The sequence below is a fragment of the Inquilinus ginsengisoli genome, from assembly GCF_031453975.1.
GTDB lineage: Bacteria > Pseudomonadota > Alphaproteobacteria > DSM-16000 > Inquilinaceae > Inquilinus > Inquilinus ginsengisoli_A.
Window position 1 is genome coordinate 242,152 of sequence record NZ_JAVDPW010000009.1, and the last position, 26,131, is coordinate 268,282.

The following is a 26,131-nucleotide window of genomic DNA, read 5'->3' on the forward strand; positions in this document are numbered from 1 at the left end:
CTTACCGCGCCCGGGCGAGGGCCAGCCAGACGCCGCCGCCGATCAGGCAGACGCCACCGGTGCGCGACACCAGCCGCACCCGACGGCGCGACAGCATCTTGCCGGCCCGCCCGGTCAGCACGGCGTACATGCCGTCGGACAGTGCCGCGACCACGAGGGCGGTGGCGCCCAGCAGCAGGACCTGGGCGGACTGGTTGCCGCCGGGCTGCACGAACTGGGGAATGAAGGCGCCGAAGAACAGCAGCATCTTCGGGTTGCTCAGCGCCACCAGCAGGCCCTGCAGGAAGAAGCCGCCGCGCGGCGGCTTGGCCTGCGTGCCCTCGGCCAGGGCGTCGGGCGCACGCAGCAGTTTCCAGCCGATCCAGACCAGATAGGCGGCGCCGGCCAGGCGCAGCCAGTCGAACCACACGCCCATCGCCTCCACCACCGCGGCCAGGCCGACGGTCAGGACGCCCAGCATGGCCAGCAGGCCGAGCTGCCCGCCGGCGATGTTCAACAGGCCGGCGCGGGTGCCGTGGGTCAGGCTGTTGGCGATGATCAGCGACACCGACGGCCCCGGGATGATCGCGATCAGGACGCAGGCGGCGATATAGGTGAGGTAGATCTCGACGGACATGGAATCCTCCGGACCGATGTCCGTCACGGTATCAAGGCGCGCATCGGCAGGAAAGAGGTCAGGGCTTCCTGGCCGCCGCCGCCATCGCGGCCTCGGCGATCACGCCCATCGAGGCGCTGGCGCCGCCCAGCGACCAGCCGCCGTCGACCGGCAGCACCGTGCCGGTGATGTAGGCGGCCAGCGGCGAGGACAGCAGGCGGCAGGCGCGGGCGATGTCGTCGGCCGTTCCCATGCGGCCCAGCGGCACGCTGCGCTGGACCAGGGCGCGGGCCTGCGGCGTCGGCGCCAGCCGGGCCATGCCCTCGGTATCGTGGATCGGGCCGGGGATGATCGAGTTGATGCGGATGCCGTCGCGGCCCCATTCCATCGCCAGCACCCGGGTCAGCATGTCGACGCCGGCCTTGGCGGCGCAGACATGGGCCTGCATCAGCATCGGCGATTCGGCCTGCGGGGCCGAGATGTTGATCACCGACGCCCCCGGCTTGCGCAGGAAGGCGTGCGCCGCGCGCAGCACGTTGAAGCTGCCCAGCAGGTCGATGTCGATCACCGATTTGAAGCCGTTGGCCGACATGCCCAGCGCCGGGGCCGGGAAGTTGCCGGCGGCGCCGGAGACAAGCACGTCGAGGTCGCCGAAAGCGTCATGCGCGGCCTGCAGCGCGGCCTCGGTCGCGGCGTAGTCGCGGACATCCGCGGCGGCGCCCAGGGCCTCGGCCCCGGCCGCACGCAGCTGCGCCACCGCGGCCTCCACCTTCTCCGGGCTGCGGCTCATCACCGCGACGCGGGCGCCGGCGCGGGCGAAGCCCAGCGCGATGCCCAGATTGATGCCGCTGGTGCCGCCGGCGACGAAGACCGCCTGGCCAGCGAAGTCGATGGTGTCGGTCATGCCGCCAGCCTAAGGCGGGCGGCGTCGGAAAGGGAAGGGGCCGCGTCAGGCCCCCTCCACCCGACCTACTTCTTCGGCATCAGCACGGTGTCGACGACGTGGATCACGCCGTTCGACTGGGTGACGTCGGCGATGGTGACCATCGACACGCCGCCCTTTTCGTCGACCATCTCGATGCCGCCGCCCATCGCCGGCTTCACCGTCAGCATGTGCTTGCCGTCGGCGGTCGGCAGCTTGGCCCAGCCGCCGCCCTGGGTGATCAGGCCCTGCAGCGCCGCGGAATCGTAGCGGCCGGGGACGACGTGATAGGTCAGGATGCTGGTCAGCAGCTTCTTGTTCTTCGGCATCACCAGGGTGTCGACCGTGCCGGCCGGCAGCTTGTCGAAGGCGGCGTTGGTCGGGGCGAAGACGGTGAAGGGCCCGGGGCTGTTCAGGGTGTCGACCAGGCCGGCGGCCTTGACCGCCGCGACCAGCGTGGTGTGGTCGGCCGAATTGACCGCGTTCTCGACGATGGTCTTGCTCGGGTACATCGGCGCGCCGCCGACGGTCACGGTCTTCTCGGTGGTCGTCGCCGAGGCTGGGTTGGTCATCTTGCCGGAGCAGCCGGCGATGGCGAACAGGCCGGCGAGCGCGACGGCGCAGACGGACGCCTTCATTGCGGATTTCATGGTTGTCTCCATCCCTGGTTCGGTCGCGTCCGGCGGCGTTGCGCCGCGGGCGGACGAGAAACTCGTCGGCAGGGGTTACGCGGGCGGGTTGGTACCGGATGGCGCGCGCTTCAAGAAAGACGGATTCTGCCGCGTCTGAGTAATATTATTGCGGCGCCGAGGGGCCCCCAAATCCTCTCCAACCTGTGGCTCTGGCCGCCCCTGGATGCCACGGTCAAGCCGTGGCATGACAGCTTGGGAGTGGAGTCGGGAGTACAAAGGACGCCGCCCCGGCCCGCAGCCTCAATGCGCCTCGGCCCAGCTGAGGCCGATGCCGGCTTCGGCGATCAGCGGCACGTCCAGCACGGCGGCGCCCTGCATCACCCGTTGCGCCACCTCGGCGGTGCGCCTGGCCTCGGCCTCCGGCGCCTCGAACAGCAGTTCGTCATGCACCTGCAGCAGCATGCGGGCCTGCAGCCCTTCCGCTGCCAGGGCGCCGGGCAGCCTGGCCATGGCGCGCTTGATGATGTCGGCCGCGGTGCCCTGGATCGGGGCGTTGATCGCCTGGCGCTCGGCGAAGGCGCGGCGGGCCGGGTTGGGGTCCTTGATCCCGGGCATGTGGCATTTGCGGCCGAACAGGGTCTCGACCCAGCCGCGCTCGCGGGCGATGCGCTTGGTCTCGTCCATCCACACCTTCAGCTCCGGCAGCCGGTCGAGATAGGCCCGGATGAAGGCGGCCGCCTCCCCCTGCGGAATGCCCAGCTGCGCCGCCAGGCCGAAGCCGGAGATGCCGTAGATGATGCCGAAATTGATCGCCTTGGCCTTGCGCCGCACATCCGGCGTCATCTCCGCCAGCGGCACGCCGAACACCTGGGACGCGGTCATGGCGTGGATGTCGGTGCCGTCGAGGAAGGCCTGCTTCAGCAGCGACACATCGGCGATCTGCGCCACCAGCCGCAGCTCGATCTGGCTGTAGTCGACCGAGATCAGCCGGTTGCCCGGCTCCGCCACGAAGGCGTAGCGGATCTTGCGCCCCTCCTCGGTGCGGATCGGGATGTTCTGCAGGTTCGGCTCGTTCGAGGACAGCCGGCCGGTGTTGGTCGCGGCCAGCGAGAACGAGGTGTGGACCCGCTGGCTCTGCTCGTTGATCTGGGCCTGCAGCGCGTCGGTGTAGGTGCCCTTCAGCTTGGCCAGCTGGCGCCATTCCAGGATCTTGGTGGCGATGTCGTGGCCCTGGGCCGCCAGCAGCTCCAGCACGCTCGAATCGGTGGAATAGGCGCCGGTCTTGCTGCTCTTCTTGCCGCCGGGCAGGCCCAGGCGCTCGAACAGCACCTCGCCCAGCTGCTTCGGGCTGCCGACGTTGAACGCGCCCAAGGCCAGGACGTGGATCTCGGCCTCCAGCGCCGCCATGCGCTGGGCGAATTCGCCGGACAGCCGGGACAGGGTGGTGCGGTCGACCTTGATCCCCGCCATCTCCATGTCAGCGATGACGCCGACCAGCGGCCGTTCGATGGTCTCGTAGACCGTCGCCATGCGCTCGGCCACCAGCCGCGGCTTCAGCAGCATGTGCAGCCGCAGGGTGATGTCGGCATCCTCCGCGGCATAGGCCAGGGCCTTGTCCAGCGGCACCTTGTCGAAGGTGATGGCGGTCTTGCCGGTGCCGCAGACCGCGGAATAGGGGATGGTGCGGTGCTGCAGGTGCAGCTCCGACAGCTCGTCCATGCCGTGGCCATGCGCCCCGCCGTCGAGGACGTAGGAGATCAGCATGGTGTCGTCCCACGGCGTGATCGGCAGGCCGACATGCGGCCGGCCCAGCACATGGGCGTCGTATTTCAGGTTGTGGCCGACCTTCAGCACCGACGGGTCGACCAGCACCGGGCCCAGGATGCGGCGGACCTCGTCCATCGCGATCTGCGCCGGCGCGTCGCCGCCCAGCGCCAGCCCGTCGCCGTCGCCGCCGACATGGGCCAGCGGGATGTAGCAGGCGCGGCCCGGCGCGGTGGCCAGCGAGATGCCGCACAGCACGGCGGCCTCGGCGTCCAGCGAATTGGTCTCGGTGTCGATCGCCAGCACCCCGGCCTGGACCGCGGCATCGGCCCAGCGCTGCAGCGCCGCCGAATCCTGCACCAGCTCATAGGCCTGGGCGATCGCCTCAGGCTTGCCCGGGGCCGACAGGTCGGGCTCGCCGCCGCCGGTGTCGCCCAGCTTGTCGAACGACGCCTCGACCCGGGCGAGGGTGGTGCGGAACTCCATCTCCTCCAGGAACCCGATCAGCTTCTGCCGGTTCGGCGGCCGCGCCACCAGGCCCTCCAGCCCGACCGGCACCGGCGCGTCGGTGCGCAGCCGCACCAGCTGGCGGCTGATCCGTGCCTGCTCGGCGAATTCGATCAGCGATTCGCGCCGCTTCGGCTGCTTGATCTCGCCGGCCCGGGCCAGCAGCGAATCGAGGTCGCCGTACTCGGTGATCAGCTGCGCCGCGGTCTTGATACCGATGCCGGGCACGCCCGGCACGTTGTCGACGCTGTCGCCGGCCAGGGACTGCACGTCGACCACCCGGTCCGGCATCACGCCGAACTTCTCCATCACCTCGGCGGCGTCGATCGGCTTGTTCTTGATCGGGTCCAGCATGGTCACGCCGTCGCCCACCAGCTGCATCATGTCCTTGTCGGAGGAGACGATGACGACGCGCGACCCCTCCTCGCGCGCCATCCGGGCGTAGGTGGCGATGATGTCGTCGGCCTCGAAGCCGTCGACCTCGATGCCCGGCAGGTTGAAGGCCTCGCTGGTGGCACGGATCAGCGGGAACTGCGGCACCAGCTCTTCCGGCGCCGGGGGGCGCTGGGCCTTGTAGGCGGGGTAGATCTCGTTGCGGAAGCCGCGCTCCGACGCGTCGTAGATCACCGCGAGATGGTCGGCGTCGAGATCGGCCAAGAGGCGGATCAGCATGTTGGTGAAGCCATAGACCGCGTTCACCGGCAGCCCGTCCGACTTGCGCATCATCATCGGCAGCGCATGGAAGGCGCGGAAGATGTAGCCGGAGCCGTCGATCAGATAATAGGTCTTCGGCGTGGTCGACATCGCGGGATCTCCGGCACGGGAACAGAGCGCGACCATGCCGCGCCGGGCCGCGGGTGTCCACCCGGTCGGGCGGGCCCCCGTTCCGCCGCGTCGGAACGGCACCGTCAGGTTGCCGCAGCCCGGGCCTGTTTGCCGTTCTTCGTGTGTCGGCTATGAGGGTGGGACGAGGCTGATCGCGACCCGACCAGCAAACCGCCGCCGAGTTCCGATCCGCCCGTTCCACGTTCCAGGGCCTCAGCTGCGCTCGGTGAGCCGATGATCACCTCATTCGATCCGGCCGTGCTGCGGGAGCGGCTGTTCGCCCTCTGGCTTCCGCGAGGTCGAGAGCTGAGAGCCGGAGGATCTGAACCGACGCTACCTGTCTCGGCGCAAGGACGGGCTGCACAACAACGGCGGGCGGCTCATCTGCGCAAGGGTGTGAGCGACGGCCAGCCGGTCGGGGCGTCCGCTCAGGCCGGCTGGAACAGCTCGACCACGTTCCCGGACGGATCCTCGCACAGGATCTGCTGGCCGCCGGGGCCGGTGACGATGTCGTTGCGGAACCGGACGCCGCGCCCGCGCAGATCGGCGACCAGGGCCGTCAGGTCGTCGACCTGCAGCACGAATCGGTTCCAGCCGCCGGATTCGGGCTTGCGGCCGTCCGGCATCGGGCGGCTGGCCGAGGCGCCGGGGCCGGCGACCCACAGTGTCAGCCCATCCCGCTCGAGGATCGCCATGTTCGGCCCGAACTGCTGCTGCAGCCGGAACCCCAGGCTGTCCCTATAGAACGCGACCGCCTGGTCGACGTCGTGGACGATGTACCGGACCGTCGGCATGGGATTGCCTCCCCGGTGAGTTCGACCGAGAGGATAGCCCAGACAGCGGGGGCAGGGACAGTACGCGAGAAAACTGATTGCACTATATAACTAGTTATAATAAGAAACTGGTTAGCAACGTCACTTGAGGGGAAACGCCATCATGTCCAAGCTCGTTGTCCGCGCCTTCTCCCTGTCCGTCGACGGTTACGGCGCCGCACTGGAGCAGAGCCTCGAGAACCCGTTCGGCAAGGGCGGCATGGTGCTGCCGCAATGGGCCTTCCCCACCCGCACCTTCCAGAAGATGTTCGGCAAGGAAGGCGGCGAGACCGGCGTGGACGAGGATTTCGCCGCGCGCAGCTTCGAGAATATCGGCGCCTGGATCCTGGGCCGGAACATGTTCGGGCCGATCCGTGGGCCGTGGCCGGACGACAGCTGGAAGGGCTGGTGGGGCGACAACCCCGTCTATCACACGCCGGTCTTCGTCCTGACCCACCACGCCCGTGCGCCGCTGGTCATGCAGGGCGGCACAACCTTCCACTTCGTCACCGACGGCATCGACTCGGCGCTGCGCCAGGCGCGGGAGGCGGCTGATGGCAAGGACGTCCGGGTCGGCGGCGGCGTCGCCACCGTGCGGCAGTATCTCAGCAAAGGGCTGATCGACGAGATGCACCTCGCCCAGGCGCCGGTGCTGCTGGGCAGCGGCGAGAACCTGTTCGCCGGGCTCGATCTCGCCGTCCTGGGCTATGCCTGCACCGGCCAGGTCAGTTCGGCCCGCGCCACCCATCTCACCATCACGAAGCAGGGCTGACGGCACATTCCGACGCGATCTCGGGACCGGATCGCCGAATTCACCGTTTCTCGACAGCCAGGGCCGTGAAGAGCCCTGCCGATGGAGGAAACCGATGACCTATCCCGAAATCGTGTCCCGCGAAGACTGGCAGGCCGCGCGCGACGCCTTCCTGAGGGAAGAGAAGGCGCTGATGCGGGCGCAGGATGCGCTCAACGCGCGGCGCCGGCGCCTGCCGATGACCCGGATCGACACGGCCTACACCTTCCAGTCGACCGCGGGTGAGCTCAGCTTCGCCGACCTGTTCGACGGGCGGTCGCAGCTGGTCGTCTATCACAACATGCTGGACCACGGGTCCGACCATGTCTGCCCCGGCTGCTCGCTGTACTGCGACCATATCGGCAATCTCGAGCATCTGCGGGCGCGGCGGACCAGCTTCGTCGTGGTGTCGCGGGCCACGGTGCCCGAGATCGAGCGGGTGAAGGCCCGGATGGGATGGAGTTTCCCCTGGGTCTCCTGCTTCGGCACGACCTTCCATCAGGACATGGTCGGTGGCAGCAGCTTCGGCCTGTCCGTCTTCCTGCGCCGGGACGACGGCATCTTCCGGACCTACTTCACCTCCGGGCGCGGCGTGGAGCAGCCGGCCAACACCTTCGGCCTGCTCGACATCACGCCCTGGGGCCGCCAGGAGGCCTGGGAGGATTCACCCCAGGGCTGGCCGCAGGACCCCACGCACAGCCGGACCCGGCTGCACGACGAGTATTGAGGGGTCGGACCGTCCCTGCCTCTGTCAGCCGGGCACCGTTCGGCTTCTCACTCCTGTCGATCGTCCTCGTCATCCGGCGGAGCAGGCGGCCAGAGGCGCGACGTGTGGAGCAGTCGCAGGATGCGGACGACTTCGTCCCGCACGTCATAGGCGACGACATAGTTCTGATGGACGACCAGCTCCCGGGTGCCCTGCAGCCGCCGGCTCGGTCGCCCGATCAGCGGATGCGACAGCAGGCGGCCGATCTTGTGCTGGAACAGCCGATCGAGGTCCTGGGCGGCGCGTGGGTTGGCAGCGGCGACATGATCATAGACGGCGCGGCGGTCGGTGATCGCTTCCGGCGTCCAGGCCAGCCTCACGAGCCGGCATCATCGAACTTGCGCCCGGTCTCGGCGCGGCGCCGGGCGAATTCGGCCTCCACCTCGTCGGCCGGCACCAGCCGGCCGGCATCGGCCGAGTCCAGCCCGAGTTGCACCTGCCGGCGATACCAGACGTCGTATTCGGCCTCGTCTTCCCGGCGCTTGACGTAATCGCGCATGAAGTCGCGGATCAACTGGGCTCCGGTGCGGTCCTGCGCCTTGGCGGCATCCGTGAACCGGGCCTTCAACTCATCGTCGACGCGGAAGGTGAATGTGGCGTCGGTCATCGCTGCACCCATGTGTTTACCAGTGCGTGCACTGTAACACATGGGGTAGGCCCAGGCATCGGGCAAGCCTCGGACCCCTTCGTCCTACCCCAGCAGCGCCGCCAGCACCGCGTCCAGGCGCTGGCGGCCGGCGGGGGTAGCGGTCAGGCGGGCTTCGTCCTCGACCAGGAAGCCGTGGCCGATCAGCCGGTCCAGGTTGCGGCGGTCGATCGCCTCGGCGAAGGGCCGGCCCATCTCGTCGGCGATGCGGGACTTGGCCACGCCCTCGGCCAGGCGCAGCCCCATCATCAGCATCTCGTCGCGCCGGGCCTCGGGCGGCACCGCCTCGCGCCCGTGCTCGGCATGGCCGGCGGCCTCGACCCGCTCCAGCCACACCTCGGGCGCGCGGTGGGTGCGGGTGCCCCATTTGCCGTCGTTGAGGGTCAGCCGGCCATGCGCGCCGGGGCCGATGCCGACATAGTCGCCATAGCGCCAATAGGTCAGGTTGTGGCGTGATTCCTCGCCGGGCCGGGCGTGGTTCGAGATCTCGTAGCCGGGCAGGCCCGCGGTATCCAGCACCTCGGCCGTGGCCTCGTACAGGGCCGCCTGGGTGTCCTCGTCCGGCAGCACCAGCTCGCCGCGGGAATAGAGCGTGTGGAAGCGGGTGCCCTGCTCGATGGTCAGCTGATAGGCCGAGATGTGGCCGACGGCGTGGTCCAGCGCGCGGCGCAGTTCCGCCGTCCAGCCGGCCACGGTCTGGCCGGGCCGGGCATAGATCAGGTCGAAGGAGAAGCGGTCGAAATGGCGCGCGGCGAGGCCGACGGCGGCCAGCGCTTCATCGGCGGAATGGTTGCGGCCGAGGAAGCGCAGCGACGGCTCGTCCAGCGCCTGGACGCCGAGCGAGACGCGATTGACTCCGGCGCCGCGGAAGCCGGCGAACAGCCCTGATTCGACCGAGGTCGGGTTGGCCTCCAGCGTGATCTCGATGCCGGGCGCCAGGCCCCAGCGTTCGGCGGCGCGGTCGATCACCGCCGCGACCGTGGCCGGCTGCATCAGCGACGGGGTGCCGCCGCCGAAGAAGATCGAGGTCAGGGTCCGCCCCGGCGTCAGATCGGCGAAATGGTCCAGCTCCGCCACCAGCGCCCGGCGCCAGCGGTCATGCTCCACCTGCTCCCGGACATGCGAATTGAAGTCGCAATACGGGCATTTCGACTTGCAGAACGGCCAGTGGACATAGAGGGCGAAGCCGGGCGCCGTTGACCGATCCTCCGCCGTCATTCCCGCGAAAGCGGGAATCTCTTTCGGACCCAGGCGCGAGGAGATCCCCGCTTTCGCGGGGATGACGTCAAGTTTGTGAGGGTTCTTCTGTCTCACGGCGCGAAGCAGCGGGCCACCAGCTTGTGGAAGGCGTCGGCGCGGTGGCTCATGCCGTGCTTCTCGGCCGACTCCATCTCGCCGAAGGTCCTGCTGTGGCCGTCCGGCACGAAGATCGGGTCGTAGCCGAAGCCCTTGGTCCCGCGCGCCGGCCACACCAGCTGGCCGCGAATCTCGCCCTCCACCGTCTCGCAATGGCCGTCCGGCCAGCACAGCGACAGGGCGCAGACGAAGCGGGCGCTGCGGTCGGGGTTGTCGCCCAGCTTGAGCCGCACCTGCTCCATGGCATAGGCGAAGTCGCGTCCACTGCCGTCCGGCTTCTCGGCCCAACGGGCGGAATAGATGCCGGGCGCGCCGCCCAGGCCGCCGACGGACACGCCGCTGTCATCGGCCAGCGACGGCAGGCCGGTGGCTTCGGTGACGAAGCGGGCCTTCAGCTCGGCATTGGCGATGTAGCTGTCGCCGGTCTCCTCCGGCTCCGGCACGCCGTGCTCCACGGCCGAGGTCAGGCGCGGCACGCGGCCCTCCAGCAGGGCGGCGATCTCGGGGATCTTGCCCTTGTTGTGGCTGGCGATGACCAGGTGGTCGCCGGTGAAGCGGCGGGCGGGGGAGGCGGCGTTCGTCATGATGGACATCAGATACGCGCGCCCGACGCTGGAATCAAAGGCCGCGGTTGGTGCACTGTGTCCTCTCCAATGCATGACGGGTGGACGAGCACGATGAAGGTCGCATTCCTGGGCATGGGCGTGATGGGCGCGCCAATGGCGGGGCATCTGGTCAAGGCGGGGCACCAGGTCACCGTCTTCAACCGCACCGCGGCGCGGGCCGAGGCCTGGGCCGAGAAGCACGGCGGCACCGCGGCGCCGACCCCGGCCGAGGCGGCCAAGGACGCCGCGATCGTGTTCCTGTGCGTCGGCAACGACGACGACATCCGCTCGGTGGTCAAGGGGCCGGACGGCGCCTTCGCCGGCATGTCGGGCAGCGCCATCCTGGTCGACCACACCACCGCGTCGGCCGACATCGCCCGCGAGCTGGAGGCCGAGGCCGACAAGCTCGGCTTCGGCTTCATCGACGCCCCCGTCTCCGGCGGCCAGGCCGGGGCCGAGAATGGCGCCCTGACGGTGATGTGCGGCGGGCGCGAGCCGGTCTTCGCCGTGGCCAAGCCGGTGATCGACGCCTATGCCCGCGCCTGCACCCTGATGGGCCCGGCCGGCGCCGGCCAGCTGACCAAGATGGTCAACCAGATCTGCATCGCAGGCCTGGTCCAGGCGCTGTCGGAAGGGCTGAACTTCGCCCAGAAGGCAGGACTGGACGGCAATCTGGTGCTCGACGTCATCTCCAAGGGCGCGGCCCAGAGCTGGCAGATGGAAAACCGCGGCCGGACCATGCTGCAGAACAAGTTCGACTTCGGTTTCGCCATCGACTGGATGCGCAAGGACCTCGGCATCTGCTTCGCGGAAGCCAAGCACAACGGCGCCCGGCTGCCGGTGACGGCGCTGGTCGACCAGTTCTACGCCGCGGTCCAGGCCAAGGCCGGCGGCCGGGTCGACACCTCAAGCCTGCTGCTCGCCCTCCAAGACTGACGAGCCTCGCGCGACTCCCCGCTTTGGGTTTATCGTCCTGGCGGGGAGGATCGCGCATGGCTTCGGATCTCTTCGATCGCCAGATGGCGATGTACACCAGCTTCCACCGCGACGGCCGCAACCGGCTGACCCATTTCTTCGGCATCCCGGCGATCATCCTGGCGGTGCTGGTGGCGCTGGCCACGGTTCCGCTGGGCGCCGTCGCCGGCTGGCCGGTGACGCTGGCCGATCTGGTCGGGCTGCTGATCTGGCTGCTGTGGATCGCGCTCGACCTCGGCCTCGGCCTGGCCATGGCGGTGCTGGTGATCCCCGGGCTGATCATCGCCCATCTCGTGGTCGATGGCGGGGCGGCCTGGGTCACCTGGACCGTCGCCGCGGTGCTGTTCGTGGGCGGCTGGGCGCTGCAACTGGTCGGTCACGCCTATGAGGGCAAGCGGCCGGCCTTCCTGTCCAACCTGTTCCAGCTGCTGATCGGGCCGATGTTCCTGATGGCCGAAACCGCCTTCGCCCTCGGCCTGCGCCCCGGGCTGAAGCACCGGGTCGAGGCGCTGGCGGCAGCGCGCGCCTAAGGCCCGACCACGCCCGGCAGTTCGGCGCCGATGGCGCAGGAATCCAGCCCCTGCAGGCCCTGGAACAGGTCGGCGGTGGCGACGGCCAGGGTCTCGTCCGACACTGGCTTGCCGCCGCGGATGGCGGTGAAGCTCAGGTCCTCAGGGGTGTCGGCGTCGAGTGCTGCCTGCAGCGCCGGGGTGTCGTCCAGCGTGAAGCGCCAGGTCGGGGCGCCGGGCGACGCCACCGGCACCGCGACGGGCTTGCCGCCCAGCCGCAGCCGGGCCGTCCCGTCGGCGGGGTCGAAGCGGCGGCCGGTGCGGGCCAGCGCCGGGGCCGAGACCGTGATCTCGATCCGGCCCTGGTCGTCGCGCCGGATCCAGCTGGTCTGGCCGGGCTGCAGGTTGCTGCGCAGGAAGCAGGTATTCCCGGGCAGCCGGTACAGCACCAGGCCGCTGCTGCCCGGGGAATAGTCGATCAGGCGCTCGGGGTTGGGCAGCTGGGCCACCATCCGCAGGGCGTCGGCTGTCTCGGACAAGGCGCGGTTCATGGCCGGGCCCGCGCCGAGCGGCCCCGACAGCATCAGGATGATCAGCCAGTGCCAGAGCGAAACTGCGCCCAACTGTTCCTCCCGTCCGAAGCGGCCCGAGGCCCGGCCGCCACCAGCCCATGGCCCACCTTCCGATGGGATTGAGGCGGTGCCGCGGCGGGCGGCTAGGCCTCGGTGATCAGCTCATGTTTGCGCAGGTCGTCCAGCGACGGGATCAGGTCCCACATCGGCGCGCCGATCAGGTCGGCGATCGCCAGCAGGTCGTGGTCGCCATCGGCATAGGCCAGCAGGTTGGTCAGGTTCCGGGTGATGATGGCCGATCCGCGCACCGACAGGGTCGGGTACAGGCCGCGCTTGCCCAGCTGGGGCTCGCACAGCACCGTGGCCCGGGGGGTGGTGTTGCCTTCCAGGCAGACCAGGCAGGCCTTCAGCGCGTCGTAGGCGCCCTGCAGCCCGGTCGGGGTCACCAGCGACAGGTCGTCCAGCGAGCTGTGGTATTCGGGATAGCAGCCGTATTTCGACCGCATGATGGTGCACACCGGCAGGTCGACCCCCGGCGCGCAGTACTGCCGCTCGTCGCTGCCGCGGTCGAGGAAGCTGTAGGTGAGGTGGTCCGGCGCCATGTGCTTCAGCACATGCAGCGCCACCCGGTCGGCCAGGGTGCCGCCTCGCCGGCTGGGCAGGTAGGAATAGCAGCGGTCGTCGCCGACGCAGGAGACGTTGAAGCCGGCGATGGTCGCAGCCTTCATCTGCGGCAGGTTGCGTGAGAGGTAGGTGATCGACCCGATCGTCTCCGGGATGAAGACGATGCGATAGGTGTATTTGCGCGGCCGTTCGGACAGCCAGCGCGCCAGCCAGGTGGTGACCGCCGGGCCCGACAGCTCGTTGTTCGCCATCGAGGGGTGGCAGACATAGGTCGAGATCAGGATCTCGCGGTCGCTCTCGCCCGGGATGATCAGCTCGCCATAGGTCAGGTGGCCGGGGGCCAGGGTGGCGTCGATCACCGCGCGGTAGCGGCCCTGCGGCAGGGCCTCGCGCTGCCGGTGCGGCAGGCAGAAGCCCCAGCGCCGCTTGTAGTAGGAGGTGATGTAGGGGATGGCGTCGGGCTGCTCGGGCGTGGAGTAGAGATGCGCCTGCAGCTCCTCCAGCGACAGCTCGACATCGACCGGCTCGGAATAGCCGACGACATGCAAATTATGCTCGGCGAAATCGACCACGGTCTCGCCCGACGGGCCGATGAGCCGGGCGCTGCGGATGTTCCACTCGTCCGGGACGGTCCAGTCGAACACCTGGGTGCCGGACGGCACCTCGTGCACGGTCAGGCCGGGCAGCAGGCCCTTGATATAGGCCAGGGTCTCGCGCACGCCGTCGCCGGTCAGGCTGCGGCAGATCGGGAACAGGTCGCGGATGAAGTCGTGCATCCCCTGGCCGGCCTCGGCCGTGGCGGTCGGGGTGGCGACGGAGATGTCGGCCATCAGGCGGCCTCCTCGGTCAGCTTGCGGCGGCAGATGGCGTCCAGCTCGCCGAAGCGCTGCACGGTGCTGATCTCGCCCGAACTGAAGCGGATACCCAGCCCGGTCTCGAGCTGCAGCAACAGCTCGATGTGCTTCAGGGAATCCCAGCCCGGCGTGACGCCCAGGGCGGCGTTGCTGACGTCCTCGCCGGCCGGCAGGCGCAGCGTCCGCCGCACGATGCCGGCGACGGCGGAGGAAGAGGCGGCCGCCGCGGCCGGCTGCGGAGCCGCCGCTGTCGGCGTCGCGGTGGCGGCCGAGGCGGCCGGCGCCGGCGCTTCGGCGGCGCGGGCGGTGTGGAAGCCGAACTGCCCGCGCGTGCTGCGTCCGGGCTCCATCATCACCGCGTTGCCGGTGGCGGTCAGATCCTCGGCCATCGCCACCGCCGCCTCGGCCACCTCGCCCGGCAGCAGGGACGGCGCATCGTCGCGGAACGCCGCCGAGAACCGGGTCGCCACCAGGCTGGGCGACAGGGTCAGGCCGCGCACGCCGAAGCCGGCATGGCGGCGCTCGATGCCGTTGACCAGGGTGGTGGCCATGCTCTTGGCCCCGGCACAGGCTTCCCAGCCGGGCAGTGACATCTCGACCGCGCGGGTGCCCAGCAGCAGCACGGCCCCGCCCTGCCGCTCCAGCAGCTTCGGCAAGGCGGCGTCGGCCACCGCCTTCAGCGCGGTGTAGTTCACCGCCACCAGCTCCTCGACCGGCGCGGTGACGCCGGGCGACGCCGCGTGCACCACCAGCCCGATGCGGTCCTGCCGCGTGACCGCCTCGGCCAGCGCGCCCTGTCCCGCCGCGGTGGCGAGATCGGCGGCGACGAATTCGGTGTGGATGCCGAAGCGGTCCAAGGCCTGGCCCAGCTTGTCGCGGCGTGCTGCGTCGCCGCGGCCCTGCAGCAGCAGCGACCAGCCGCGCTGGGCCAGGGCCAGGGCGATCTCGCTGCCGATCTCGCCGGTCGCGCCGGTGACCACGGCCAGCGACGGCTGGGTGCCCTTCGACACCGGCAGGGCCGGAATCGTCAGTTCGGTGGGATCGCGGGACTGGACCCGCATCGTCACGTCCAGCACCACCTCGGCCTCACGCAGGGCCAGCACCCGGATGGTCAGCACATGGTGGCTGGCGTTCACCCCGATGATCCGGGCGGAATAGCGCAGCCTGTCGCCGAAATAGACCGGGCCGACGGCGCGGACCTCCTCGCCCAGGCACAGCGAGGACGACCCCGGAAACACCATGCCGGCGATCATCGACAGCGGCGCCATGGTCAGGTGCATCGCCACGATCGGCCGCCCGAACGGCGTGGTCGCGGAATAGACCGGATCATTGTGGATCGGGCTGTGGTCCCCGCTCAGGGCGCTGAAGGTGGCGCATTCCTCGGCGCTGAAGGCCCGGTCGAACACGACGGTGTCGCCGACCTCGAACTGCTCGAAGCCGCGGGGGGAAGCTGTGGTCATGGCGGGATCCGTCACTGCGGGGTCGTCGTGTCGACGATGGTCAGCCAGGGCGGCATCACCGGCGTGCCGGTCACCGGCCGGGCCCAGTCCGGCCGGTCATCCGCGCGGGCGAAGCCGGCATCCTGGAAGACGTTGCGCACCGGGGTGTTGCGCTCGGTCTCGATGATCGGCCCGCGCAGCACCGACCAGCCGCGATGGGCGGCGCGGCCGACGGCCCAGTCCAGGATCGCGGTCTCCAGCCCCCGCCCCAGCACGCGGCAGGACAGCAGGTAGTTGTCGACCACGCCGGCGCCGGGGGCGCCGTCGTCTTGCTTCAGGATCAAGAGGCCGATGTTCTCGAGCTCGCTGTAGCGGTCCTCCAGCCCCAGCACCACGACGTCGCCGCCCTGGTCGACGATCTGGCGCAGCTCGCGCTGGTCGTAGCGGCGGGTGGTGGTGTTGAACTGGTTGGTCTTCTGGCACAGCTGCGCCGCCCGGGCGATGCGGCTGTCGTCCAGCGGCTGCAGGTGCAGCTTCATCTGCAGGCTGGCGTAGAAATCATCCAGGCTGGCGGCGGTGGTGCGCTGCTGCTCGATCTGGCGGCGCGCCCTGTAGCTGCCGACCCGCTTGCGGTCCTCGGCGGTGACCGCCGCGACCTCCAGCCAGGGCGACCGCATGAGGGCGTCGGCGTAGAGCGCGGGGTCGGCCGGCAGGTCCAGCACCTTGACCCCGGGCAGGTTGCGCCGCACCGCCTCGCGCTCGACCGGGTTGTCGTCGACGAACAGCACCGATTCCAGGCCCAGGCTCAGCTCCTCCGCGATCTCCTGGATGTTCGCGGATTTCGGTCGCCAGTTGATGCGGTGCGCGACGATGTCGCCGGACCGGATCTGCATGGCCGGCAGGGTCTCCAGCGCCTGCAGCGCCAGATCCTCGTCGTTCTTGCTGCACACCGCCAGGGCGATGCCGCGCTCGGTCAGCGCCTTGACCGCCTTCTGGAAGGCCAGGAAGGCGTTGCCGGGATAGTCGCCGCCGATGCGCACCCCGGCGATGCCCTCCTCGCCCAGCACCCCGCCCCACATCGTGTTGTCGAGGTCCAGCACCACCAGCCGCGCGCTCTTGCCCAGCACGGCCAGGGCGATGCCGGCCCAGCGCCCGGCCAGGCGCTGGTTGAAGGCTTCGGAGAATGGGAAGCGGCCGAGATACCACAGCCGCGCGTCGAGCACGGGGACCGCCGCGGCGCCGGCCTCGGCCGCCAGGTCCAGCCACACCAGCCGGTCCAGCCCGCCCAGCCGCTCGTCCAGGATGGCGTTGGCGCGGGCGATCAGCGCCGCCGCATCCTTGTCGCCGATGCCGCCGGCCATGCGGCCCAGCACTGCGAAGCGATGGACCACGACCCAGCCGCCGTTGTCGGCGTGATGGCCGGCGATCATCTCGGCATAGCCCGCCGCGAGGTCGAGCAGCAGGTCGGGGGCCAGCCCGTCCAGCGACGGCTGCCCGGCCAGGTCCTCCAGCCGGTCGCAGAACACGGAGATCTGGGGGTCGAAGCGCCGCAGCTCCGACCGCGGGTCCAGCAGGGCCTGGCGCAGCTGGCCGTAGGGCACCTCGTGGATCTCGGCGGTGCGGTCCGGCAGCAGGGTCGACAGCTGGTCGGCCAGGGCGGCGGTCAGGTGGTGGACATTGGCGCTGCCCAGCACCGCCAGCCGCAGCGGCGGCTGCTTCGCCGCCTGCTTCAGCTTGGCGTGGCGATGGGCCAGCTCGGCGCCGTTCTCGACGAAGGCGAACTTGTCGGCGGCCAGCATGGTGTCGCAGATGCGCTCGATCGCGGCGGTGCTCGCCGCCTCGACCGTGCCGCGCCACAGCGAGGCGGTGGCCATCGCGCCGTCGCGGCGCAGGCGGTCCACCACCGGGGTGAAGTCGTTGCGGGGGTTCAGCGCCAGGTCGCGCACGAACATCCGCGCTTTCACGTCATGGGCGCCGTCGCCATAATCCGCGGTGCCGGCGAAGTCCTTGAAATAGCGGTAGGGGACGGCGGCCGTCTCCTCCGGCTGGTGGAACTGGGTGCAGTACTCCCAGCCGCAGCCGGCCATGACGGTGGTCGCGTCCTCGCGGGCGAACAGGCCGAAGGGCGAATCGGCGCCGAAAGTGGTGGTCGTCGGGCAGGCGGCGATGCGCTCGGCCTCGGGCCCGGCGACGACGAAGGAATAGATCGGGTGGGCGGTGCGCCGGGCGCTGCGATCGCCGGTCAGCAGCCAGTCGGCCAGCACCCCGGTCTCGGACGGGCTGTCGGCGTGGTGGTAGGGCCGCCCGCCGCAGAAGCTGAAGGTGAAGGACGGCAGCGCCACGGTCCAACCCGAATCGATCAGGGCGCGCAGGCCGTACAGCGCGTCCCAGCGCCCGAAGCCCGGCGGCGGCACCAGCCGGGCCAGCGAGGAATGGATCACCGCGATGCCCGGGGTCGGCCCCAGGACGTCGCGCAATGCCTGCAAGAATGCCTGACGCATGGCCTGCGCCTCGATGAGTATCGGGAAGGGATACCGGCTCGACGGTGCCCGAAACCGGGGCCGCAGTTCAATACACGACAAACGGCCAGAAACGGAACTACCCCGAGACGTTGTCGAAAACAGGGCAGGGGACAGGGCGGGAACGAGAACGGGGCCGGCGTGTCGGCCAGCCCCGGGAGTCGTCGGCCAAGCCTATGGTGGGCCTTACGCCTCGCCCAGCGCCGCGCGCTGCAGCGCCGCCAGCTCGGCGGTGCCCTGCTCCGCCAGGCCCATCAGCGCGTCGAACTCGGCGCGGGTGAACGGCGTCTGCTCCGCCGTCGCCTGCACCTCGACCAGCCCGCCCTTGCCGGTGATGACGAAGTTGGCGTCGGCCTGGGCGCTGGAATCCTCGGCATAGTCGAGGTCCAGCACCGCCTGGCCCTGGTACAGGCCGCAGGAGATGGCGGCGACGCTGTCGATCAGCGGCAGCGCCTTGAGCTTGCGGATCTGGACCAGGTGGCGCAGCGCCAGCACCAGCGCGACATAGCCGCCGGTGATCGACGCGGTGCGGGTGCCGCCATCGGCCTGCAGCACGTCGCAATCGACCTTGATCTGGATCTCGCCCAGCGCCTTGAGGTCGGTGACGGCGCGCAGCGACCGGCCGATCAGGCGCTGGATCTCCTGGGTCCGGCCGGTCTGCTTGCCGCGGGCGGCCTCGCGGTCGGTGCGCTGGTCGGTGGCGCGCGGCAGCATGCCGTACTCCGCCGTGACCCAGCCCTTGCCGCCGTTCTTCAGCCAGGACGGCACGCGGTCGTCGACCGATGCGGTGCACAGCACATGGGTGTCGCCGAACTTCACCAGGCAGGAGCCTTCGGCATATTTGTTGACGTTGGTTTCGAGGCGGATGGCGCGCAGCGCGTCGATGGCGCGTCCGGACGGTCGCATGGGATGGCTTTCTGTTTCTCGGCGAGGGTCGCGCACGCTATCCTCGCAGGTCCTGCCCGTAAAGCCCGGGGCGTTGATTCGGGCCGAACGGCGCCTACATAGCGTGGCGACAGCCATGAACGCATTGAACGACTTCTCGACCCGATCGACGGGCCAGGCCTTCCGGGAGCTCAATGAGCGATCCCGCGAGGTCTTTCGCCTGATCGTCGACGCCTATGTCCAGTCCGGCGAGCCGGTGGGCAGCCGCACCCTCTCGCGCCGGCTCGGCGCCTCGCTGTCGCCGGCCACCATCCGCAACGTCATGGCCGACCTCGAGGAGGCCGGGCTGCTCTACGCGCCGCACACCTCGGCCGGCCGGCTGCCGACCGATGCGGGGTTGCGGCTGTTCGTGCACGGGCTGATGCAGCTGGGCGATGTCGGCGAGAGCGAGCGCGCCTCGATCGAGGCGCAATGCGCCCAGGCCGGCCGCGGCGTCGCCGAGATGCTGGAGGAGGCGACGTCGACCCTGTCCGGCCTGTCCGCCTGCGCCGGGCTGGTGCTGGCGCCCAAGGCCGACCGCCCGCTGAAGCACATCGAATTCGTCAACCTGTCGCCGGGCCGGGCGCTGGTCGTCCTGGTCACCGAGGACGGCATGGTCGAGAACCGCGTGCTGGAGGTGCCGCTCGGGCTGCCGGCCTCGACCTTCGTCCACGTCACCAACTACCTCAACGCCCGCATCGTCGGCCGCACCATCGCCGAGGCCCGGACCGAGGTGACGGCCGAGATCGAGGCGCAGCGCACCCAGCTCGACGCCCTCTCGACCAAGGTGGTCGAGGCCGGCCTCGCCACCTGGAGCGGCAGCGGGGGCGGCACGCTGATCGTCAAGGGCCAGTCCCGCCTGCTCAGCGACGTCACCGCGCTCGAGGACCTCGATCGCATCCGCGGCCTGTTCCAGGTGCTGGAGACCAAGGAGTCGATGCTGAAGATGCTCGACGCGGCCAACGCCGCGGAGGGCGTGCAGATCTTCATCGGCGCCGAGAACGGCCTGTTCAGCCACACCGGCTGCTCGATGATCATCGCCCCCTACAAGGGCGGCGACCAGCGCGTGGTGGGCGCCATCGGCGTGATCGGGCCGACGCGGCTGAACTACGCCCGCATCATCCCGATGGTGGATTACACCGCGAAGATGATAGGGCGTCTCCTGTGGACCAACGAGAACACGAACCAGGTAGCATGATGCAGAGCAAGACGATGTCCCCCGAGCCCCGCCCGGACGCGACGGAGCCGGAGACCGAGGGCCTGGAGCCCGCGGTCGAGGGTGTCGCCGCGACCGAATCCGAAGCCGGTGACGATGGGGCGGCACTGGCCGAGGCGCAGGACCGCATCGCCGCGCTGGAGGCCGAGACCGCCAAGCTGAAGGACCAGGCGCTGCGCGCGCTGGCCGAGACCGAGAACATCCGCCGCCGGTCCGAGCGCGAGCGCGAGGACACGGCGAAGTTCGCGATCTCCAGCTTCGCCAAGTCGCTGCTGGACGCCGCCGACAACATGCGCCGCGCCATCGATGCGGTGCCGGCCGAGGCGGTGGAGCAGGACCAGGCCCTGGCGACCCTGATGGACGGCGTCGCCGCCACCGAGCGCCAGCTGCTGGCCGCCTTCGAGCGCAACGGCGTCACCCGGATCGAGCCGGTGGGGGAGGTGTTCGACCCGAACTTCCACCAGGCGATGTTCGAACTGCCGGGCAGCGGCAAGCCGGCCGGCACCATCATCCAGGTGATCCAGCCCGGCTATGTGCTGCAGGGACGCCTGCTGCGCCCGGCCATGGTCGGCGTGGCCAAGGGGGAATGACGATGAAGAACCGGCGGCTCGGTCTCGCGTCGGCCCTGATCGCGGTGGCGGTGCTCGCCGCCGCCTGCGACCCGGCGGTCAAGCCCGCCCAGGGCCCCTATGTCGGCGTCGGCGCCGGCATGTCCAAGCCATCCTGAGGCGGGCGCATCCCTGCGGTCCGCATGCCGCAGGGAATCGACACGAAACTGTCACCGCCCTCACGTAGCTTCGCCGTCCCCCGCATGATCGCGGTATCCTAGGCTCGCTGCTCGAGGCGCGTGCATGGCCGGTCCGATCTACCGTCATCTGCTTGGCATCGGCGCGATCGCCGTCCTGGTGATCGCGGCGCTGTTCCTGTCGGCGGGGGCGGGGGGAATCGGCGTCTGGCTGGCTGCGGCCGGCGTGCTGGCGGTGGTCGCCGTCGCCGGCCTGTTCGCCTGGCGCCTGCTGCGCGACCTCGAACTGCTGCGCCGCCACATCGCGGCATCGACGGTGGAGGCGCCGGAGACGCCGCCGCGGCCGTCGACCGAGATCGGCCAAGTGCTGTTCCTGCACCTGTTGCGGCTGCAGCGCCACGCCCGCGGCCGCGAGCGCACCCTGGCGGTCGAGCTGCAGACCGCGTCGGAGATCCTGGAGGCGCAGGAGGACCCGATTCTGGTGCTGGCCGGCGATCGCAGCGTGCTGCGCGCCAACGGCGCCGCCGGGCGGCTGTTCGGCGACCGGCTGCTAGGCCGCGACATGGCGGACGCCATCCGCCATCCCGAGATCGTGGCGGCGGTCGATGCGGTGCTGGCCGGCGGTGCGGTGCAGACCGTGCCCCTGAACCTGCCGGTGCCGATCGAACGGGAGTTCGAGGTCCGCATCCAGCGCTTCGAGCGCCGCGACACCGCGGTCTCGCCCGAGATCGTCCCGCCCGAGGCGGCCCATCGCGAGCCGGGCGGCGGGCCGGAGCCGGCGCTGCTGGTCACGCTCTACGACCTCACCATCTCCAAGCGCATCGAGCAGATGCGTGCCGATTTCGTGGCCAATGCCAGCCACGAGCTGCGCACGCCGCTGTCCAGCCTGATGGGCTTCATCGAGACGCTGCGCGGCCCGGCGCGCGACGACGTGGCCGCGCGCGAGCGCTTCCTCGGCATCATGCAGGCGCAGGCCGAACGCATGTCGCGGCTGGTCAACGACCTGCTGTCGCTGTCGCGGATCGAACTCGACGAGCATGTGCCGCCGACCGGGCGGGTGACGATCGGCCCGCTGCTGCAGGCAGTGGCCGACGCGCTGGAGCTGAAGGCTCAGCGCAAGAACCAGCGGCTCGAACTCGACCTGTCGCCCGACCTGCCGGCAGTGGTCGGCGATTCGGACCAGCTGTACCAGGTGTTCCAGAACCTGGTGTCCAACGCGATCAACTACAGCCGGCCGGATTCGGTGGTCGGCATCTCCGCCCGCACCGTCCAGGAAGGGCGGCGCCCGGGCCTGGTCGTCACCGTCACCGACCAGGGCGACGGCATCGCCAGGGAACACCTGCCGCGGCTGACCGAACGCTTCTACCGGATCGACCCGGCGCGCAGCCGCGCCGTCGGCGGCACCGGCCTCGGCCTCGCCATCGTCAAGCACATCGTCAGCCGCCATCGCGGCCGGCTGGAGATCGACAGCGAGGTCGGGCGCGGCAGCGTCTTCACGGTGCACCTGCCCGCAGCACCAGGCGCAAAGGCCGGCGGCCGGGCCCTTCATAAAACTGTAACCGAATTGTCGTAAAAGCTTCGGTGCCGGCGTCTATAGCCTGCGGACGGATACGGCCTTCGCCGTTCGACCGGCGACATTCCGGGTCGCCGCCACCCACCACAGGAGATCCCCGTGAAGCTCTTTTCACGATCCACCCTTCGCGGCGCGGTGATCGGCGCTGCCGCCATGCTCCTCGGGGGCACCGCCATGGCCGCCGACATCACCGGCGCCGGCGCCACCTTCCCGGCCCCGGTCTACGCCAAGTGGGCGGACACGTATAAGAAAGAGACCGGCGTCGGCCTGAATTACCAGGCGATCGGTTCCGGCGGCGGCATCAACCAGATCAAGGCCAAGACCGTCACCTTCGGCGCCTCCGACATGCCGCTGAAGGCCGAAGACCTGGATGCCGCCGGGCTGGTCCAGTTCCCGATGGTCATGGGCGGCGTCGTGCCGGTCGTGAACATCCCGGGCATCGAGCCGGGCAAGCTCGTGCTCGACGGTGACACCATCGCCGAGATCTATCTCGGCGAGATCACCAAGTGGGATGACGAGAAGATCAAGAAGCTGAACCCGGACCTCAAGCTGCCGGGCACCGACATCGCTCCGGCCTACCGCGCCGACGGGTCGGGCACCACCTTCCTGTTCACCAACTACCTGTCCAGCGTGAACGCCAAGTTCAAGGACACCATCGGCGCCAGCACCTCGGTGCAGTGGCCGACGGGGCTCGGCGGCAAGGGCAATGCCGGCGTCGCCGGCGCCGTCCAGCAGACCGAAGGCGGCATCGGCTACGTCGAATACGCCTACGTCAAGCAGAACAAGCTGACCTATGCCCGGATGGTCAACAAGGACGGCAAGACGCTCGAGCCGACGATCAAGACCTTCCAGGCCGCCGCCGCCAACGCGGATTGGGCCAACGCTAAGAGCTACTACGTGATCCTGACCAACCAGCCGGGTGCCGAGAGCTGGCCGATCACCGGCGCCAGCTTCATCCTGATGTACAAGCAGCCGCAGGATGCCGCGGCCGCGGCCACCGCACTGCAGTTCTTCGCCTGGGCCTACGGCAAGGGCACCCCGGAAGCGGAAAGCCTCGACTACGTGGCGATGCCGGAAGCGGTTGTGACCATGGTTCACAAGACCTGGGCCGACAACATCAAGGCCACCGACGGCAAGGCGATCTGGACCGCGTCCAAGTGATCGCAGCCGGTTCCTGATCGATACGGCACCGTGCGGGTCACAACCGGCCGCACGGTGCCGCCTGCTTCCCGGGCAAGGTGATTTATGGTGGATGCGACGTCGCAGAACATCGGAATGCGGATCGGTGCGGGGGTCGCCCGGCGCCAACGCACGGCGGATACGATCTTCCGCCTGGCCACGCAGTCCTTCGCCGTACTGGTCCTGATCCTGCTCGGCGGCGCCATCGTCTCGCTGACCGTCGGCGCGCTGCCGGCGCTCCAGGCCTTCGGCCCCGGCTTCTTCGTGGATCCGACCTGGCAGCCGCCGAAGGAGATCTTCGGTGGCCTGGCGCCGATCTACGGCACCGTGGTGACCTCGGTCATCGCCATGATCATCGCCGTCCCGGTCAGCTTCGGCATCGCCGTCTTCCTGACCGAGCTGTGCCCGCCGATGCTCAAGCGGCCCTTCGGCATCGCGATCGAACTCCTGGCCGGCATCCCCAGCATCATCTACGGCATCTGGGGCTTTCTGGTGCTGGGGCCGGTGCTGCAGCAGACGATCCTGCCTTTCCTGAAGGCGACGCTGGGCCAGCTTCCGGGCATCGGCTTCCTGTTCTCCGGCGTGATCTACGGCCAGGGCATCTTCACCGCCGGCATCGTCCTGGCGATCATGATCCTGCCCTTCATCACCGCCATCACCCGCGACGTGTTCGAGACGGTGCCGCCGCTGCTCAAGGAATCCGCCTACGGGCTGGGCGCGACGACCTGGGAAGTGATGTGGAAGGTCGTGCTGCCCTACAGCCGCACCGGCGTGGTCGGCGGCGTCATGCTCGGCCTCGGCCGGGCACTGGGCGAGACCATGGCGGTCGCCTTCGTGGTTGGCAGCGCCATCAAGATCAACGCGTCGCTCCTGGCGCCGGGCACCACGATCTCCGCGACCATCGCCAACCTGGCCAATTCGAATCCGAGCGAACTGCTGAACTCGGCCCTGCTCGCCCTCGGCCTGGCGCTGTTCGTCATCACCTTCATCGTCCTGGCATTGGCCAAGCTCCAGCTCATGCGGCTGCAGCGCAAGGCAGGGAGCTAGACCGCCATGCAGATCGCCTCTGCCCGCTACGCCCGCCGCCGGGCGACCAACGCGGTGATGCTGACCATCTCCCTCGGTGCAGCGCTGTTCGGACTGCTCTGGCTGGTCTGGATCCTGGCGACGCTCTTCATCAACGGCGTCGGGTCGCTCAGCGTGACCCTGTTCACGGAATCGACCCCGGCGCCGGGCTCCGACGGGGGCGGGCTGCTGAACGCGATCTACGGCAGCTTCCTGATGACGCTGATCGGCACGGTGATCGGCACCATCGTCGGCATCATGGCCGGCACCTACCTCTCGGAGTTCGGGAAGACCAGCCGCCTCGCCGAGGTCATCCGCTTCGTCAACGACATCCTGCTCAGCGCCCCGTCGATCGTGATCGGCCTGTTCGTCTACCAGGTCCTGGTCGCGGGCCTGTTCGGCCACTATTCGGGCTGGGCTGGGGCGGTGGCGCTGTCGATCATCGCGATCCCGGTGGTGACCCGCACCACCGAGGACATGCTGCGGCTGGTGCCGAACACCCTGCGCGAGGCGGCGTCGGCGCTGGGCTCGCCGCAATGGAAGGTGGTCACCCAGGTCTGCTACCGCGCCGCGCGCAACGGCATCATCACCGGCGTCCTGCTGGCGATCGCGCGCATCAGCGGTGAGACGGCGCCGCTGCTCTACACCTCGTTCAGCAGCCAGTTCTGGAGCGCGGACATGGGGCAGGCGATCGCCAACCTGCCGGTGACGATCTACCAGATGACGCTGAACAGCACCGATCCGCGATCGGTCGAGCTGGCCTGGAGCGGGGCGCTCCTGATCACCGTGACGATTCTCCTCCTCAACATCATCGCCCGGGCGCTCTCCTCGCTCGGCAGCAAGCAGGGCTGACGGTCATGACAGGCAATGGTGCGCAGGTGACGACGCTCGACATGAACATCAATGTCGACCGCCCGACCGGCCTCGGCCGCGACCTCCGCGAGAAGGTCACGGTCCGCAACCTGTCCTTCTTCTACGAGGACCATGAGGCGCTGAAGAAGATCAACCTGCCGCTGTACGAGCGCTGCGTCACCGCCTTCATCGGTCCCTCGGGCTGCGGGAAGTCGACCCTGCTGCGCATCCTGAACCGGATGTACGATCTGTACCCGAAGCAGCGCGCCACCGGCGAAGTGCTGCTGGACGGCCAAAACATCCTGGCGCCGAAGCAGGACGTCAACCTGCTGCGCGCCCGGGTCGGCATGGTGTTTCAGAAGCCGACGCCGTTCCCGATGTCGATCTACGACAACGTCGTCTTCGGCATCCGGCTGTACGAGAAGCTGGACCAGGCCGAGATGGACAGCCGGGTCGAGGCGGCGCTGCGCCGCGCCGCGCTGTGGGACGAGGTCAAGGACAAGCTGAAGAAGAGCGGCACCAGCCTGTCCGGCGGACAGCAGCAGCGCCTGTGCATCGCCCGCACCATCGCGATGCGGCCGGACGTGCTGCTGCTCGACGAGCCGACCTCGGCGCTCGACCCGATCTCGACCGCGAAGATCGAGGAGCTGATCGACGAGCTGAAGACCGACTACACCATCGCGATCGTCACCCACAACATGCAGCAGGCGGCCCGCGCCGCCGACTTCACCGCCTTCATGTATCTCGGCGAGCTGGTCGAGTTCGGCGAGACTTCGGAGCTGTTCACCAGCCCGAAGAACGAGCGGACGCACAGCTACATCACCGGCCGCTTCGGCTGAGCTCCCGGTCAGGAAGGGTCCGCACC

The 26,131-nt window shown here is 69.6% G+C and carries 26 protein-coding genes; 12 read left to right on the forward strand and 14 right to left on the reverse strand.

Translation table 11 applies throughout. The features are described from left to right. Position 1: 1 nt before the first annotated feature. The 5 genes from E9232_RS25185 to E9232_RS25205 form a co-directional block, all read right to left on the reverse strand. Entirely contained in the window at positions 2-616 is a 615-nt protein-coding gene (locus E9232_RS25185) for a LysE family translocator (protein WP_309798718.1), read from the reverse strand. Between the two features lie 58 nt (positions 617-674). After that, positions 675-1,499 (reverse strand): SDR family oxidoreductase, encoded by an 825-nt coding sequence (locus E9232_RS25190; protein WP_309798720.1) that lies wholly within the window; start codon positions 1,497-1,499, stop codon positions 675-677. 65 nt (positions 1,500-1,564) lie between these two features. After that, positions 1,565-2,167, reverse strand: a complete 603-nt coding sequence (locus tag E9232_RS25195) for a fasciclin domain-containing protein (protein ID WP_309798722.1) — start codon at positions 2,165-2,167, stop codon at positions 1,565-1,567. A gap of 282 nt (positions 2,168-2,449) precedes the next feature. After that, complete coding sequence (gene polA / locus E9232_RS25200; RefSeq protein WP_309798724.1) at positions 2,450-5,224, reverse strand: DNA polymerase I; 2,775 nt, start codon at positions 5,222-5,224, stop codon at positions 2,450-2,452. 449 nt (positions 5,225-5,673) lie between these two features. Further along, on the reverse strand, positions 5,674-6,039 hold the full coding sequence (locus E9232_RS25205) for a VOC family protein (RefSeq protein ID WP_309798726.1): 366 nt from the start codon (positions 6,037-6,039) through the stop codon (positions 5,674-5,676). Positions 6,040-6,181: 142 nt separating this feature from the next. On the opposite strand from E9232_RS25205, the gene E9232_RS25210 reads away from it, so the two are divergent. Together E9232_RS25210 and E9232_RS25215 are read left to right on the forward strand one after the other, a co-directional pair. Then, positions 6,182-6,829 (forward strand): dihydrofolate reductase family protein, encoded by a 648-nt coding sequence (locus E9232_RS25210; RefSeq protein ID WP_309798728.1) that lies wholly within the window; start codon positions 6,182-6,184, stop codon positions 6,827-6,829. A gap of 94 nt (positions 6,830-6,923) precedes the next feature. Beyond that, positions 6,924-7,574, forward strand: coding sequence for a DUF899 domain-containing protein (locus E9232_RS25215; RefSeq protein ID WP_309798730.1), 651 nt, complete (start codon positions 6,924-6,926; stop codon positions 7,572-7,574). 47 nt (positions 7,575-7,621) lie between these two features. Here the strand turns inward: E9232_RS25215 and E9232_RS25220 are convergent, their stop codons facing one another. From E9232_RS25220 to rdgB, 4 genes are all read right to left on the reverse strand, one after another. After that, on the reverse strand, positions 7,622-7,933 hold the full coding sequence (locus E9232_RS25220; protein WP_309798732.1) for a type II toxin-antitoxin system RelE/ParE family toxin: 312 nt from the start codon (positions 7,931-7,933) through the stop codon (positions 7,622-7,624). After that, positions 7,930-8,220: a CopG family ribbon-helix-helix protein gene (locus E9232_RS25225; RefSeq protein ID WP_309798735.1), complete on the reverse strand. Its 291-nt coding sequence runs from the start codon at positions 8,218-8,220 to the stop codon at positions 7,930-7,932. The genes E9232_RS25220 and E9232_RS25225 overlap by 4 nt, the downstream gene beginning before the upstream one ends. 84 nt (positions 8,221-8,304) lie before the next feature. Next, on the reverse strand, positions 8,305-9,477 hold the full coding sequence (gene hemW, locus E9232_RS25230) for a radical SAM family heme chaperone HemW (protein ID WP_309798736.1): 1,173 nt from the start codon (positions 9,475-9,477) through the stop codon (positions 8,305-8,307). A 92-nt stretch (positions 9,478-9,569) separates the two neighbouring features. Continuing rightward, on the reverse strand, positions 9,570-10,199 hold the full coding sequence (gene rdgB / locus E9232_RS25235; protein ID WP_309798737.1) for an RdgB/HAM1 family non-canonical purine NTP pyrophosphatase: 630 nt from the start codon (positions 10,197-10,199) through the stop codon (positions 9,570-9,572). Between the two features lie 93 nt (positions 10,200-10,292). Here rdgB and E9232_RS25240 point away from each other — a divergent pair, with 93 nt between their 5' ends. Next, positions 10,293-11,156 carry an NAD(P)-dependent oxidoreductase gene (locus E9232_RS25240; protein WP_309798739.1) on the forward strand — a complete coding sequence of 288 codons (864 nt, stop codon included), beginning with the start codon at positions 10,293-10,295 and terminating at the stop codon, positions 11,154-11,156. 56 nt (positions 11,157-11,212) lie between these two features. Continuing rightward, positions 11,213-11,725 carry an Mpo1 family 2-hydroxy fatty acid dioxygenase gene (locus E9232_RS25245; RefSeq protein ID WP_309798741.1) on the forward strand — a complete coding sequence of 171 codons (513 nt, stop codon included), beginning with the start codon at positions 11,213-11,215 and terminating at the stop codon, positions 11,723-11,725. Here the strand turns inward: E9232_RS25245 and E9232_RS25250 are convergent. From E9232_RS25250 to rph, 5 genes are all read right to left on the reverse strand, one after another. After that, positions 11,722-12,327, reverse strand: coding sequence for a hypothetical protein (locus E9232_RS25250; RefSeq protein ID WP_309798743.1), 606 nt, complete (start codon positions 12,325-12,327; stop codon positions 11,722-11,724). The two genes, E9232_RS25245 and E9232_RS25250, sit on opposite strands and share 4 nt — an antisense overlap. Positions 12,328-12,419: 92 nt before the next feature. Beyond that, positions 12,420-13,730 (reverse strand): DUF4910 domain-containing protein, encoded by a 1,311-nt coding sequence (locus tag E9232_RS25255; RefSeq protein WP_309798745.1) that lies wholly within the window; start codon positions 13,728-13,730, stop codon positions 12,420-12,422. Then, positions 13,730-15,214 carry an SDR family NAD(P)-dependent oxidoreductase gene (locus tag E9232_RS25260; protein ID WP_309798747.1) on the reverse strand — a complete coding sequence of 495 codons (1,485 nt, stop codon included), beginning with the start codon at positions 15,212-15,214 and terminating at the stop codon, positions 13,730-13,732. Before E9232_RS25260 ends, E9232_RS25255 begins: the two co-directional genes overlap by 1 nt. Before the next feature lie 11 nt (positions 15,215-15,225). Beyond that, positions 15,226-17,694 (reverse strand): HAD-IIIC family phosphatase, encoded by a 2,469-nt coding sequence (locus tag E9232_RS25265; protein WP_309798748.1) that lies wholly within the window; start codon positions 17,692-17,694, stop codon positions 15,226-15,228. 204 nt (positions 17,695-17,898) lie between these two features. After that, positions 17,899-18,618, reverse strand: coding sequence for a ribonuclease PH (gene rph / locus E9232_RS25270; protein WP_309798750.1), 720 nt, complete (start codon positions 18,616-18,618; stop codon positions 17,899-17,901). Between the two features lie 115 nt (positions 18,619-18,733). Between rph and hrcA the strand changes: the two genes are divergently transcribed. From hrcA to pstB, 8 genes are all read left to right on the forward strand, one after another. Continuing rightward, complete coding sequence (gene hrcA / locus E9232_RS25275; protein ID WP_309798751.1) at positions 18,734-19,834, forward strand: heat-inducible transcriptional repressor HrcA; 1,101 nt, start codon at positions 18,734-18,736, stop codon at positions 19,832-19,834. A 14-nt stretch (positions 19,835-19,848) separates the two neighbouring features. Beyond that, positions 19,849-20,442: a nucleotide exchange factor GrpE gene (gene grpE, locus E9232_RS25280; RefSeq protein ID WP_309798752.1), complete on the forward strand. Its 594-nt coding sequence runs from the start codon at positions 19,849-19,851 to the stop codon at positions 20,440-20,442. Continuing rightward, positions 20,439-20,579: a hypothetical protein gene (locus tag E9232_RS25285; RefSeq protein WP_309798754.1), complete on the forward strand. Its 141-nt coding sequence runs from the start codon at positions 20,439-20,441 to the stop codon at positions 20,577-20,579. The genes grpE and E9232_RS25285 overlap by 4 nt, the downstream gene beginning before the upstream one ends. Positions 20,580-20,703: 124 nt before the next feature. Beyond that, on the forward strand, positions 20,704-22,170 hold the full coding sequence (locus tag E9232_RS25290; RefSeq protein ID WP_309798756.1) for an ATP-binding protein: 1,467 nt from the start codon (positions 20,704-20,706) through the stop codon (positions 22,168-22,170). 99 nt (positions 22,171-22,269) lie between these two features. Beyond that, on the forward strand, positions 22,270-23,331 hold the full coding sequence (gene pstS / locus E9232_RS25295) for a phosphate ABC transporter substrate-binding protein PstS (protein ID WP_309798757.1): 1,062 nt from the start codon (positions 22,270-22,272) through the stop codon (positions 23,329-23,331). A gap of 114 nt (positions 23,332-23,445) precedes the next feature. Then, on the forward strand, positions 23,446-24,396 hold the full coding sequence (pstC, locus tag E9232_RS25300; RefSeq protein ID WP_309798759.1) for a phosphate ABC transporter permease subunit PstC: 951 nt from the start codon (positions 23,446-23,448) through the stop codon (positions 24,394-24,396). Positions 24,397-24,402: 6 nt separating this feature from the next. Beyond that, positions 24,403-25,266 (forward strand): phosphate ABC transporter permease PstA, encoded by an 864-nt coding sequence (gene pstA / locus E9232_RS25305; protein ID WP_309798760.1) that lies wholly within the window; start codon positions 24,403-24,405, stop codon positions 25,264-25,266. 5 nt (positions 25,267-25,271) lie between these two features. Beyond that, positions 25,272-26,105 carry a phosphate ABC transporter ATP-binding protein PstB gene (gene pstB, locus E9232_RS25310; protein ID WP_441723187.1) on the forward strand — a complete coding sequence of 278 codons (834 nt, stop codon included), beginning with the start codon at positions 25,272-25,274 and terminating at the stop codon, positions 26,103-26,105. Positions 26,106-26,131: the final 26 nt, after the last annotated feature.